The organism is Rhodococcus sp. Q, from assembly GCF_005503035.1.
Lineage (GTDB): Bacteria > Actinomycetota > Actinomycetes > Mycobacteriales > Mycobacteriaceae > Rhodococcus_G.
Genome location: NZ_SCOY01000009.1, coordinates 48,379 through 60,837 on the forward strand (window position 1 = coordinate 48,379; position 12,459 = coordinate 60,837).

Consider the following 12,459-nt stretch of genomic DNA (forward strand, 5'->3'; position numbering starts at 1 on the left):
TGTTGCGTGCGGGGCGTCGGTTCGTGCGGTTGTTACTCGCCCGAGGCGATGCCGACTATTCGCCCGAGGCGATGTCGGACTCGCCTGCGCCTGCCAGCGCCTCGGCGGGAGAGTCCGGAACCTTGACCGGCTTCGGGGATCCGGCGAACGTGAACTTCGCGTCCTCGCCGGAGCTCTCGCCGTCCCAGCCCTCGACGTCGACGAGCACGATCTGCCCGGGGCCCAGCTCGTTGAAGAGGATCTTCTCGGAAAGCTGGTCCTCGATCTCGCGCTGGATGGTGCGACGCAGCGGCCGCGCACCCAGCACCGGGTCGAACCCGCGCTTCGCGAGCAGCGACTTCGCCTGCTCGGTCAGCTCGATGTCCATGTCCTTGTTCTTCAGCTGCTTCTCGACGCGCCCGATCATCAGGTCGACCATCTGGATGATCTGATCCTGGGTGAGCTGATGGAAGACGATGATGTCGTCGATACGGTTGAGGAACTCGGGCCGGAAGTGCTTCTTCAGCTCGTCGTGGACCTTGTTCTTCATCCGCTCGTAGTTCGACTCGCTGCCGCTGCCGGACGTGAAGCCCAGGCCGACGGCCTTCGAGATGTCGGCCGTGCCGAGGTTCGAGGTGAAGATCAGCACCGTGTTCTTGAAGTCGACCGTGCGACCCTGACCGTCGGTGAGACGGCCGTCCTCGAGCACCTGCAGGAGCGTGTTGTAGATCTCCTGGTGTGCCTTCTCGATCTCGTCGAACAGCACCACCGAGAACGGCTTGCGGCGCACCTTCTCGGTGAGCTGGCCGCCCTCTTCGTAGCCGACGTATCCCGGAGGGGCACCGAACAGCCGCGACGCGGTGAAGCGGTCGTGGAACTCGCCCATGTCGATCTGGATGAGCGCGTCGTCGTCGCCGAACAGGAAGTTCGCCAGCGCCTTGGACAGCTCGGTCTTACCGACACCGGACGGGCCCGCGAAGATGAACGATCCGGACGGACGCTTCGGATCCTTCAGGCCTGCGCGAGTGCGGCGGATGGCCTTCGAGACCGCCTTGACGGCGTCCTCCTGGCCGATGATCCGCTTGTGCAGCTCGTCCTCCATGCGGAGCAGACGGGTGGTCTCCTCCTCGGTCAGCTTGAACACCGGGATGCCGGTCCAGTTGCCCAGGACCTCGGCGATCTGCTCGTCGTCGACCTCGGCGATGACGTCCAGGTCACCGGAACGCCACTGCTTCTCCCGCTCGGCGCGCTGCGCGACCAGCTGCTTTTCCTTGTCGCGCAGGCTCGCGGCCTTCTCGAAGTCCTGCGCGTCGATCGCGGACTCCTTCTCCCGGCGCGCGTCGGCGATCTTGTCGTCGAACTCGCGCAGGTCCGGCGGAGCGGTCATCCGGCGGATGCGCATCCGGGCACCGGCCTCGTCGATGAGGTCGATCGCCTTGTCCGGCAGGAACCGGTCGTTGATGTAGCGGTCGGCCAACGTCGCCGCCGCGACCAGCGCGCCGTCGGTGATCGAGACGCGGTGATGAGCCTCGTACCGATCCCGCAGACCCTTGAGGATCTCGATGGTGTGCTCGACCGTCGGCTCGCCGACCTGCACCGGCTGGAACCGGCGCTCGAGGGCGGCGTCCTTCTCGATGTACTTGCGGTACTCGTCGAGGGTGGTCGCACCGATGGTCTGCAGCTCGCCGCGGGCAAGCTTCGGCTTGAGGATCGAGGCCGCGTCGATCGCGCCCTCGGCCGCGCCGGCACCGACCAGGGTGTGCAGCTCGTCGATGAACAGGATGATGTCGCCGCGGGTGTTGATCTCCTTGAGGACCTTCTTCAGGCGCTCCTCGAAGTCACCGCGGTAGCGGCTGCCCGCGACCAGGGAACCCAGGTCGAGGGTGTACAGCTGCTTGTCCTTGAGGGTCTCGGGGACCTCACCGTTGACGATGGCCTGCGCGAGACCTTCGACGACGGCGGTCTTGCCGACGCCGGGCTCACCGATCAGCACCGGGTTGTTCTTGGTGCGGCGGGACAGGACCTGCATGACGCGCTCGATCTCCTTCGAGCGGCCGATGACCGGGTCGAGCTTGCCTTCGAGAGCGGCCTGCGTCAGGTTGCGTCCGAACTGGTCGAGGACCAGCGACGTCGACGGCGTTCCCGCCTCGCCACGGCTGGTGCCTGCACCTTCGGTGGGCTCCTTGCCCTGGTAACCGGACAGCAGCTGGATGACCTGCTGACGGACCCGGTTCAGGTCGGCGCCGAGCTTGACGAGCACCTGTGCGGCGACGCCCTCGCCCTCGCGGATCAGGCCGAGCAGGATGTGCTCGGTGCCGATGTAGTTGTGGCCGAGCTGCAGCGCCTCACGCAGGCTGAGCTCCAGCACCTTCTTGGCGCGCGGGGTGAAGGGGATGTGACCGGACGGAGCCTGCTGCCCCTGTCCGATGATCTCTTCCACCTGGCTGCGCACGCCCTCGAGGGAGATGCCCAACGACTCCAGCGACTTCGCCGCCACACCTTCGCCCTCGTGAATGAGGCCGAGCAGGATGTGTTCCGTGCCGATGTAGTTGTGGTTGAGCATCCGGGCCTCTTCTTGGGCCAGGACAACAACGCGCCGTGCGCGGTCGGTGAACCTCTCGAACATCGCTCTCCCTCACGTTCTTTATGGGTAGATCCCCAAGCGGGATTTACGAGCCGTACCTCCACTGTAGTGGCCGGTGATACGGGCTGCGCCGTGTCCATCCCCATTCACTGCGGACAGTCTGCCTGCTCATGGGTACCAACGCAGCAGCCAGGGCTTTCGTTTCCCGATCAGCGCTACGCCCGCAGCGAACACGCCGGTGGGACCGATTTGCCCGGTTGAGCGGACACAATTTCAGACCGATCACCCTGTTACGCTCGCGCCGGTCGTCTCAGGGGGAGGCGGCGGTCACGGGGGGAACGGCGCATTGCGTTCGAAACGGTCCATCGGCACCCGACTGCTGATCATCGCCGGAAGCTTCGTCGTCGTGTGGGGCGTGACCCAGGTCGCGAATCAGAAGAACGAGGCCGTGCCGGACGTGGACACGCTCGCCACCGCCCTCGTCCCCCGCACCAGCGCCGCAGCCGTCCCGACCTCGGCGCCGCCGCCGCTGCCTCCGGGCTTCCCCTCGATGGACCGACCGCCACCGAAGATCGAGGTGCCGGAGGGGCAACCACAGCCAATCGCCACCAAGTTCGGTCTCACCTACGACATCCCCGCCGACTGGCGGAACTTCTCCACCGGCGTGGCCGGCTGGAACGGCCACTCGGAATCGGTCACATACAGTGCCGTCGGACTCTTCGGCGATGATCACTGCCCAGAATCCGGTTACGCACAACTGGCCATGTCCGGCGCCACCGGCCGCCGGGGAATGGACGCCGCAACCGCCGCAGTCGACGAGGCCGACAAGATCCAACGCAGTCTCACCGAACCTGAGGCGCCGGACGTCCGCTTCCATCGCACGGCACCGACCGAGGTCCGGATACACGGCCGATCCGCCATCCGCATCACTCTGTCGGTGACGGGACTGCCACGCGAAGTCGACTGCGACCCCCCCGAGGCCCGCTACGACATCGTCGCCACCCCCGCCCTCGCCACTGCCAACGTCATGCTCCTCGTCATCGACAGCTCACTCGGTCTACCCGAATCACTCGACGAGACGGTCACCGACCAGATCATCAGCACCCTCCGCCCGTCCTGAGATGGAAAAGGGAACCCCCGACATGAGTGAGAAATTCAAGTCCGAACCAACCGAGATTGCAGGACTGTCGGTCCTCGCCCACAAGATTGCCGTCGATGCCTGGGAGACAACCAACTTCGCCCGGAGTCACACGCCACCTCTGGGCGACTTCGGCGATGGCGTGATGTGGGCCCTGTACGAGCCACTCGGCATGTACAGCGACGCCGTGGTCCGGCGTTACGACGCCAACCACGAGAACTGCCGCGGCATCGGCGTGAACCTGAACCGGACGGCGTGGATGTACCACGACCAGGAGGCACGCAACTACGCCGCGCTCAACGCGAACGTGATCGGCCTCGAGAACCTCGACCCTGCGAGCTACAGCGACACGGCCCCGGCCCCGGGTCTCGCCAACGACTACGAGAACCCGGCCCGGTACGTCGCGCCCGAGTCGGTCAAGCTCGATCCGCCAGAGACCGCAGCCGAGGACATCCGAAAGATCATCGCCGACGAGGCGGGCTGGCTCGGCGACGTCGATGATGCCGTCAAGGCGGTGACCAAGTGGTCCGCGCTCGAAGAGGTCATCAAGCCGATCAGCGGAAACTGGAACGAACTCAAGCGAATCGGTGAGTCGCACAAGATCGCAGGCGAGGCGATGGAGAAGTGCGGCAAGAACCTCGAGGCCGGCGCCGAGCAGGTCACCGGCCATTGGAGCGGAAAGGCAGAGGAGTCCTTCCAGGACTACGCCCGCCGTCAGGTCGAGTCGATGAAGTGGGAGGGGCCGGTCGGACGGCTCACCAAGGAGGCCCTCGACGCCGCCGGGACGGAGATCCAGGACGCGTGCATCGAGGTCGTGCGGCAGCTCGCCGACCTCTTGGCCAAGGAGGTGGAAGGCGACAGCATCAAGAGCCTGGTCAAGTTGCTCGCGAAGAAGATTCCCGTCGTCGGGACGTCCTACCAGGCCTGGGCGGTCTACGACATCATCATGAGCGTCAAGGAGCGGGTCGAACAGCTGGTCGCACAGGTGCAGGGCATCGTCGACGCGATCAAGAGCTTCCTCGAACCGCTCATCGCCATGAACGACAGCGCCAACGCGATCTCCGAAGAAACTCTGGGGCCGATCGCGGAGCGGGTCCGGGACACGCGGCGGAAGGTCGAGATCGGTGTGGACATCAAGGCCGCTGCCGACGCAGACGGGCCGCTGCACCGACCCGACGAGGACTACTCACCGGGAGCCGGCACCGAACCGTGGGAAGACGCAGCATGAACGAGGACATCCCACCCTTCCTGCGCTCCGCCTACAACCGTCTGATGGACGCGATCGACGATTCCGCCACCGCCCGAATACGTGCCGCGAAGGTCCGCGAAGGCGATTGGGACGATCTGATCGACATCACGGACGCGATCATGGAACGGACCGCGCAGCTCGAAGACGCCTCCCCCGCGATCCGCGCCTACGCCGTGCGCGTCGCGGCCGACGAATGCCGTTGGCACGAAATCGAATCCCGGTGCCACCCCATTCCCCCCGAGGTCGACCACATCAAGAGTTCCGGCATCTATCGCTGGTATCCCAACGCCACACCGCCGCCGGCTCCCGAGCCGGACGAGCCCGAGCCGTACCGGATTCCTTGGGAATGATCCCCCGCCCCTCGACAGGAGAACAGTGAAGTTCAGCCGTTTCGCCGGGCTCGGACTGTGCGCCATTGCGCTCGCCGTCTCGTCCGCCTGCTCCACGTCGGAATCCGACGCCTCGAGTACCGCCACCGCGACAAGCATCGCCCTGACCGAAGCACCGGCCGCCGAAGATGCCGTCAACCGAATCGGCATCGACCCGTGCACTCTGCTGACCGCCGCCGAGGCGCAGGAAGCAGTCGGATTCGCACCGTTGACGCCCACCAGGCAAGTCCCGCCGGACAAGGAAGGGGCCGCGTGCGACTGGCTTCCACCCGACGATGCCCCCGCGGGAATGATCGGTGTGGTGATCGGCGTACCAGGGCGCCTCCCGGACTCCGCCCCCGAGAAGATCGCGGGTGTCGACGTGGTGCTGACCGAATCACCGGATCGATGCTTCGCACACGGACGGTTCGAGGACGGGCGCGGACTGTTCCTTCTCGTCTCACCCAGCGTGGAGAAGGTCGCCGCCGCCGGCCTCGACCCCGGCGTGACGTGGTGCACGCAGGCCGTCCCAACGCTGGAGAAGATGCTCACCCGACTCGGCTGGAAGTAGCGCCCAAGTCGGGACCATCGGCCCTAGTCGCCCGATTCCAGCAGGTCGACACTGGTTATCAGGACGCACAGTGAGGACCGATCATGGACGCGCTCATTCCCGATACCGATGTCGTACGCACGGCCGTGGATCTGGCGTGCCGGGCACCGTCGGTGCACAACAGTCAGCCGTGGCAGTGGCGGTACGACGCCGGCCGACTCGACCTGTATGCCGACCCGACGCGACTCCTCGTCGCCGCCGACCCGCGCGGACGTCAGTTGCTCATCAGCTGTGGCGCCGCGCTGCATCATCTGACGGTCGCAATGACGTCGCTGCGCTGGCGCACCCACGTTCGCCTGCTCCCCGACCCGCTGGCACCACGACTGGTCGCGTCGGTCACGTTCAGTCGCGACGCGCGCCCTCAGTCCCACGACTTCGATCTGCTCGCCGCCATCCGCCGCCGCAGCACCGATCGCACCCCGTTCGAACCGTTGCCGGCGAACCCGCTGCTGCCCGAGTTGTTGCGGACCGCCGCGGGCACCGACGCGACCCTGACGGTTCTCGGCGAGGACACCCGGCCCGCGTTGGTGGCGGCCACCGAAATGAGCGCCGCGGTACGCCGCTACGACGCGTCCTACCAGGCCGAACTGCACTGGTGGGCCGGGCACGGTTTCGACACCGAGGGAATTCCGGACACCGCGCTGGCCTCGCGTGCCGAGCGCGCGCGGGTGCCCGTCGGCCGCGCCTTCCCCGACTCACACGCGGTCGCGTCCGCGGAGCCGGGTCCATCGGACCAGTCGACGGTGATGCTGCTCAGCACACCGGGCGACTCCCCCACCGACTGGATTCGATGCGGAGAGGCGATGTCGGCGGTGACGTTGGAGGCGACGGTGCAACGCCTGGCGACGTGCCCGTTGACGCATCTGACCGACATCGAACGCAGCCGCGACACGATCCGGGCACTCGCGCCCGGTGCGGGTGTACCGCAACTGCTGCTCCGGGTGGGCACATCCACCCACCCGGCGCCGCTGAACATCACGCCGCGTCGGCCGGTCGCGCAGGTGCTGACCTTCGGCTGATCGTCAGCCGAAGACCGGTGGAACGAACACGCACGGCACGGGACGCTGATTCGCGGGATCGAGCGCGTTGAGGACAAGCGCCGCGGCGACGGGCTCACCGGCGATCGAGAGGTGCTCGCCGAAGTTGCGGTCGCAGAAGTCCTGAACAACGAGGTTCGTCGTGTTCGGTCCCTCTTCGTACCCGCTGGTGTACGGGATCACGATCTCGTCGTAGCGGGTGATGATGTTGGTGTAGGTGATGCCCGGTTCGTAGACTCCACCGTCCCGGACGGCGTTCATGAAAGGCGAACCCGCGACCAGCTGTCCGCACGCACCGCAGAGGGGCGCCAGCGCAGCTCCGGCCACGTCCATGCCGCCTGCGCGTAGCGCGGCAGCATTCCGATCGAGGTCGAATGCGCCTTCCCCCTTCCAGACCGGAGCCAGCGAGACGTACTTGTCCACCTTGTCCGCGCCACCGAGGAACTTCACCCAGTACGTCGGCATCAGGGTGCCCTGGGAATGGCCGACGAGGTCCACCTTCTCCGCGCCGGTCGCGGTGAGCACCTGATCCACGAACGCGCCGAGTTGCGCAGCGCTCTGATCCATCGGTTTCATGCCGCCGATCGCACTGAGCGGCCAGGGCAGTTCCTCATGGGCCCCGTAGGTCAGCGAGAAGACGCAGTAGCCCTCGTTCGCGAGGAGGGGCGCGTACGTCGCCCAGTTGGTCTGGCGGTTACCGGCGGTGCCGTGCACGAGAACGACAGGATTCGGATGCTCCGCGGTGGGCTTGCACGACCAGTCGTTCGATCCGGGCGCGGAACCGCCGGGATTGGTCAGTTCCAACGGAACTCCGGCCAGGAACTGATAGGGAACGGGCAGCGGATCCGCGCCCGCCGTCCCCGACCCGAGGAATAGTGCGGCCACCCCAACCAATGCCGCGACCACATTTCGAACACGCATCGCGCCCCCCATTCTCGTCCGTTCCGCCTGTTCGCGGCAGGCTAACAGGGGAGCCGAACGCGAACAGGCAGAACGAACGAAAAACTCGGGCGGGTCAGTTCGCCTTGTTGTACAGTTCCGTGATTTCCGCGGAGATTCGACCGCGCGCGGAGACCGGATGACCATTGCGACGCGCCCACTCGCGAATCGCGGCACTCTGCTCACGATCCACTGCGGCCCGTGCCTTGCCGGTCGGTGCAGCAACCTTCCCGCGACGTCGGCCGGTGGAGCGGCGCGCGTGCGTCACCCATACCGCGAGTTGGTCACGCAACTTTTCCGCATTCTCGGACGAGAGGTCGATCTCGTAGGTCACGCCGTCCAGCCCGAATTCGACAGTTTCATCGGCAGCCGACTCCTGATCCACGTCGTCGATCAGTGTGACCGTGACCTTCTTCGCCATGAGTCGAGTTCCCTTCGAATTGAGCGCATCATTACCAACCCCGGTGAACCGGTTTCGGCGAGTCTACCCCCGGAACAAGAATCACGATTACCGAGAATTCTGAGAATTCCGTTGTAATTCGATCAACGCGTAGAAGGACGCACAATTGGGAACAGGATGGTTTCGCGGATACCCAATCCCGTCAATGCCATCAGCAGTCGGTCGATACCCATACCGGTGCCGGTGGTCGGCGGCATTCCGTGCTCCATCGCCGCAAGGAACTCCTCGTCGAGGACCATCGCCTCGTCGTCGCCCGCTGCCGCGAGACGCGCCTGATCGACGAACCGCTCCCGCTGGATCACCGGGTCGACGAGTTCCGAGTAGCCGGTGGCCAGCTCGAACCCGCGGACGTACAGGTCCCACTTCTCGGTGACGCCGGGCAGCGAACGGTGCTGCCTGGTCAGCGGGGACGTCTCGACCGGGAAGTTCCGGACGAACGTCGGCTCGTGCAACTGGTCGCCGCACTGGTGCTCCCACAGCTCCTCGACGAGCTTGCCGTGCCCGTAGCCCTTGTCCTTCGGAACCTCGAGGCCCACCCGCTCGGCGAGCGCGAGCAACTCGTCGACGGTCGTGTCGGGCGTGACCTCGACACCGATGGCCGCGGACAACGACGGATACATCTCCATCGTCTTCCACTCGCCGCTCAGGTCGTATTCGGTACCGTCGACCAGCGTCACGACCTGCGTCCCGAGAGCGTTCTGCGCGACTTCCTGAATCAGCTCACGGATCATCGTCGCGGAATCGTCGTACGTGCCGTACGCCTCGTAGGTCTCGAGCATCGCGAACTCCGGCGAATGCGTCGAGTCGATGCCTTCGTTGCGGAAATTGCGGTTGATCTCGAAAACCTTCTCGATTCCGCCGACGACGCACCTCTTGAGGAACAACTCGGGCGCGATACGCAGGAACAGGTCGATGTCGAGTGCGTTCGAGTGTGTGACGAACGGACGCGCGGCCGCACCGCCTGCGACCGTCTGCAGCATCGGGGTCTCGACCTCGAGGAAGCCGCGGCTCTCGAGCGCGTTCCGCAGTTCCCGGACGATGGCGACGCGCTTGCGCGCGGTCTCGCGGGCTTCGGGCCGCACGATGAGGTCGACGTACCGCTGGCGGACCCGCGACTCCTCGTTCATCTCCTTGTGAGCGACGGGGAGGGGACGCAGCGACTTCGACGCGAGCTGCCACGCGTCCGCCATGACCGAGAGCTCGCCGCGACGGGAACTGATGACCTCGCCGTGGACGAAGACGTGGTCACCGAGGTCAACGTCCGCCTTCCACGCTGCAAGCGCGTCCTCGCCGACGTTCGCGAGGGACAGCATCGCCTGCAGCTGGGTGCCGTCACCCTCCTGCAGCGTCGCGAAGCACAGCTTGCCGGTGTTTCGGACGAAGATGACGCGGCCCGCGACGCCGACCTGCTCGCCGGTGGCGGTGTCGGGTTCGAGATCCGGAAACTTGGCGCGGATCTCGCCGAGCGAATGGGTCCGGGGCACCGAGACGGGGTACGCCTCGAGTCCCTGTTCCAGGAGACGCTCACGCTTCTCCCGGCGGATACGCAGCTGCTCGGGGGTGTCGTCTACATGCTGGGCCGGTGCATCACTCACGGGCTCCAAGACTATAGGGCCACCACCACCGCGCGACTGCTGGGCCGCGCGGTGGTGGGGCACGTCTCGGTTCAGGACACCGCGACGGAGCCGTCAGGGCGGACGGTCACCGTTGCCGCCGAAGCGGCTGCGAGGTCGAGGCGCTGCCACCCACCCTGCGGGCCCGTCTTGTCCAGCGGGTACCCGGAGTCGACGGAGGTCTGCGCCAGGACCTGAAGGCGCTGCGCGTCGGTCAGGTCGGGGAACACTCCGCGTAGCAGCGCGGCAGCCTCCGCCGGAACCTCGATCGGCACGCCCGACGCCCCGACCCGGTCGAACCCGTACGTCATCCGCTCGCGGTAGACGCGCGTCGCCTCGTCCGCCGACAGGTAGGCCGAGTCCTCGGCGATCACCTGTGACAACGGCCGGCCGGTCTCGCGTTCGAGCACCGTCCGCAGCTCGACTCCGGCCTCGTCGACGAGCGGAGCGAACGCCGGGTCGGCGAGCCGGTCCGCGGCGGCGGCGGTGCCGAGCATGCGGCCGCTGATCACGTCGAGCGGGTAGTGCACGCCGAGCACGATGCGGCTGTTGCCGACCTCAGAGGCGCGGGTCAGGATCTGCGGCGCCAACTCGGGAACCATCGTGGCGAGGAGCGAGGCCGTCAGGTACGCGCCCGAGGTGTGGCCCGACGGGTAGGAGCCGCTCGACTCGACCGACGAGTACACGGTGCCGCGGGCGTCGTCGTGGCGCACGATCCTGGCGGGGTCGACGACGAACGGGCGGGGATTGTTGTAGACGGACTTCTCGATCAGCGACGAGTTGACCAGTCCGCCTGCCCGCGCGAGGTACCCGCCGAGCAGCGCCTTCACCTTGGGAAGCCGCCCGCCCTCGTAGGCGTCGAGGAACGCCGCGCCGAGTTCGTCGCCGAGCGAGTCGGCGAGGGAGATCTCGCGGTCCTCGTAGTTGTCGAAGATCGCGCGCTCCACAGTCCGCGCGTCGGCGGAGTTGTTGACGTCGACGACCGTCTGCAGGTTCTTCGCGATGACATCGGGCCGCTCTGCGCGCAGAGCGTTGAAGCCGTCCATCAGGGCGATGTAGGTGCCGCGTGCCGGGAGGTCCGACGGGTAGATGCGCGCGAGCTGGTCGAGCCCGTATCCGTCTGCAGGCAAGCCGAGTGCCGACTCGATTGCGGCGGCGGTGCCGCCCTGGACCTGAACGGCCTGCGGACCGGTCGGTACCTGTGCGGCGGCGAGGCCTGCGGCGGTGAACTGGCCGCCGAACACGGTCACCGCCGCGATGGCGGCGAGGGCGGGACGTCCTGTCAGACGCATTGTCGGGTCTCCTGGATGGTCGGCGGTTCGGACGCGGCGCGTCCTCGCCGCGACCCTAGCCGGGGCAGAAGACCAGAACTGGACGGTTGGTTAACTGCAGCTGAACCCGAAATGGTCAGTGCGCGGCGACCGTCGACAGTTCGCGGGTGCAGTGCGTCTGCCCGATCAGCGCCCCGAGCAGTCCGGCGGACCGCAACGCCTGGTAGCCGCCGACCAGGTCGGTCGCCCGGTGCAGGCCGAGCTGACGCAGCGATGCCGCCGCGAGGCTCGAGGTGTACCCCTCGGAGCAGACGATCACCCATTCGACGTCGTGATCGACGGCGAGTGCCAGGTGTGCGCTGCTGGTCGGATCGGTCCGCCATTCGAGGACGTTGCGTTCGATTGCGAGCGCGCCAGGCAGGGTGCCTTCGCGTTCACGCTGGGCCTGGGGCCTGATGTCGACGAAGACGGCACCGCGGCGAACGGCGTCGGCAACCTCGAACACGTACATCCGGTCGATGCGGGACCGGGCCTCGTCGAGCATTTCGTCGATGGTCATGCCGAGAGCCCTTCCGGAAGATCGGTCAGCGTGGTGCGGGTGCGACGCAGGCTGCCCTGGTCGGTGACCTCGTAGTAGGACATCGCGGTCAGGGGCGGCGAATACGCGTGCACACTGAGTGTCGGTGCGCCGGGACCGGATTCGGTGTCGGGCGCCTGCACGACGTCGTGCACCCAGCCGAGGGGGAACGACGCCTGGTCGCCCGCGGTCAACGTGCGGTACTTGAGTTCGCTTCCACCCCAGCGGTATTCGGCGAGCGTTCCGCTGAGGACGGTGAGCGCACCGAGGGAACCTGCGTGATCGTGCAGTTCCGTCGATTCGCCGGGAACCCAGCTGATCAGCCAGACGTCGACGTCGTCGTCGGCGTGCAGCCGGGAGGACCAGCGCTCGGCGACAGGCCACTCGTCCGCACCGGGGATGAGGTGGGCGAAACGGCCGTCGAGCACGTCCTGCGCACCCTGATCGGTGATACGCAGCAGGTCAGCGGGCCGGAGGCGGGAGGGCGACACCGATGGTCGCGCGGGACGAGGCCCGGAAAAGACAGGTGTGGAAAGCATGGAAACAGCTCCAGGAGGTGGAATCGTTCGAGGGCAAAGGACATGCCTCGAACAGATCGAGGCGGCGGTCAGCCTCGACAACACTCCTGAGCAAC

Annotated in this window: 12 protein-coding genes; 5 read left to right on the forward strand and 7 right to left on the reverse strand. The window is 66.7% G+C overall.

The window, feature by feature from the left end; genetic code table 11:
* Positions 1–55 precede the first annotated feature (55 nt).
* Positions 56–2,605, reverse strand: coding sequence for an ATP-dependent Clp protease ATP-binding subunit (locus FFS72_RS11855; RefSeq protein WP_137874128.1), 2,550 nt, complete (start codon positions 2,603–2,605; stop codon positions 56–58).
* A 304-nt stretch (positions 2,606–2,909) separates the two neighbouring features.
* On the opposite strand from FFS72_RS11855, the gene FFS72_RS11860 reads away from it, so the two are divergent.
* From FFS72_RS11860 to FFS72_RS11880, 5 genes are all read left to right on the forward strand, one after another.
* The gene (locus tag FFS72_RS11860) at positions 2,910–3,683 is read left to right on the forward strand and encodes a DUF8017 domain-containing protein (protein WP_137874129.1); all 774 of its coding nucleotides are present in this window, start codon (positions 2,910–2,912) and stop codon (positions 3,681–3,683) included.
* 22 nt (positions 3,684–3,705) lie between these two features.
* Entirely contained in the window at positions 3,706–4,929 is a 1,224-nt protein-coding gene (locus FFS72_RS11865) for a hypothetical protein (protein ID WP_137874130.1), read from the forward strand.
* Positions 4,926–5,300, forward strand: coding sequence for a hypothetical protein (locus FFS72_RS11870; RefSeq protein WP_137874131.1), 375 nt, complete (start codon positions 4,926–4,928; stop codon positions 5,298–5,300). The genes FFS72_RS11865 and FFS72_RS11870 overlap by 4 nt, the downstream gene beginning before the upstream one ends.
* A 25-nt stretch (positions 5,301–5,325) precedes the next feature.
* Positions 5,326–5,889 (forward strand): DUF3558 family protein, encoded by a 564-nt coding sequence (locus FFS72_RS11875; RefSeq protein WP_171018643.1) that lies wholly within the window; start codon positions 5,326–5,328, stop codon positions 5,887–5,889.
* 83 nt (positions 5,890–5,972) lie between these two features.
* Positions 5,973–6,947, forward strand: coding sequence for an Acg family FMN-binding oxidoreductase (locus tag FFS72_RS11880; RefSeq protein ID WP_137874133.1), 975 nt, complete (start codon positions 5,973–5,975; stop codon positions 6,945–6,947).
* A 3-nt stretch (positions 6,948–6,950) separates the two neighbouring features.
* Here FFS72_RS11880 and FFS72_RS11885 read toward each other — a convergent pair whose 3' ends face one another.
* The 6 genes from FFS72_RS11885 to FFS72_RS11910 all read right to left on the reverse strand — a co-directional run bounded on the left by FFS72_RS11885 (position 6,951) and on the right by FFS72_RS11910 (position 12,364).
* Positions 6,951–7,886, reverse strand: coding sequence for an esterase/lipase family protein (locus FFS72_RS11885; protein WP_137874134.1), 936 nt, complete (start codon positions 7,884–7,886; stop codon positions 6,951–6,953).
* A 94-nt stretch (positions 7,887–7,980) separates the two neighbouring features.
* Positions 7,981–8,325, reverse strand: a complete 345-nt coding sequence (locus FFS72_RS11890) for a histone-like nucleoid-structuring protein Lsr2 (protein ID WP_050063581.1) — start codon at positions 8,323–8,325, stop codon at positions 7,981–7,983.
* A 122-nt stretch (positions 8,326–8,447) separates the two neighbouring features.
* Positions 8,448–9,959 (reverse strand): lysine--tRNA ligase, encoded by a 1,512-nt coding sequence (gene lysS / locus FFS72_RS11895; RefSeq protein ID WP_137874135.1) that lies wholly within the window; start codon positions 9,957–9,959, stop codon positions 8,448–8,450.
* A 71-nt stretch (positions 9,960–10,030) separates the two neighbouring features.
* The gene (locus FFS72_RS11900; RefSeq protein ID WP_137874136.1) at positions 10,031–11,269 is read right to left on the reverse strand and encodes an acid phosphatase; all 1,239 of its coding nucleotides are present in this window, start codon (positions 11,267–11,269) and stop codon (positions 10,031–10,033) included.
* Between the two features lie 115 nt (positions 11,270–11,384).
* Entirely contained in the window at positions 11,385–11,807 is a 423-nt protein-coding gene (locus tag FFS72_RS11905) for a rhodanese-like domain-containing protein (protein ID WP_050063578.1), read from the reverse strand.
* Entirely contained in the window at positions 11,804–12,364 is a 561-nt protein-coding gene (locus FFS72_RS11910; RefSeq protein ID WP_137874137.1) for a cysteine dioxygenase, read from the reverse strand. The genes FFS72_RS11905 and FFS72_RS11910 overlap by 4 nt, the downstream gene beginning before the upstream one ends.
* Between the last annotated feature and the right edge of the window lie 95 nt (positions 12,365–12,459).

Bases quoted from the DNA above. Each gene is read 5' to 3' on its own strand.
- FFS72_RS11870 (WP_137874131.1), top strand. From the start codon at position 4,926: ATGAACGAGGACATCCCACCCTTCCTGCGCTCCGCCTACAACCGTCTG.
- FFS72_RS11900 (WP_137874136.1), bottom strand. From the start codon at position 11,269: ATGCGTCTGACAGGACGTCCCGCCCTCGCCGCCATCGCGGCGGTGACC.
- FFS72_RS11855 (WP_137874128.1), bottom strand. From the start codon at position 2,605: ATGTTCGAGAGGTTCACCGACCGCGCACGGCGCGTTGTTGTCCTGGCC.
- FFS72_RS11885 (WP_137874134.1), bottom strand. From the start codon at position 7,886: ATGCGTGTTCGAAATGTGGTCGCGGCATTGGTTGGGGTGGCCGCACTA.
- FFS72_RS11905 (WP_050063578.1), bottom strand. From the start codon at position 11,807: ATGACCATCGACGAAATGCTCGACGAGGCCCGGTCCCGCATCGACCGG.
- FFS72_RS11910 (WP_137874137.1), bottom strand. From the start codon at position 12,364: ATGCTTTCCACACCTGTCTTTTCCGGGCCTCGTCCCGCGCGACCATCG.
- FFS72_RS11865 (WP_137874130.1), top strand. From the start codon at position 3,706: ATGAGTGAGAAATTCAAGTCCGAACCAACCGAGATTGCAGGACTGTCG.
- FFS72_RS11880 (WP_137874133.1), top strand. From the start codon at position 5,973: ATGGACGCGCTCATTCCCGATACCGATGTCGTACGCACGGCCGTGGAT.
- FFS72_RS11890 (WP_050063581.1), bottom strand. From the start codon at position 8,325: ATGGCGAAGAAGGTCACGGTCACACTGATCGACGACGTGGATCAGGAG.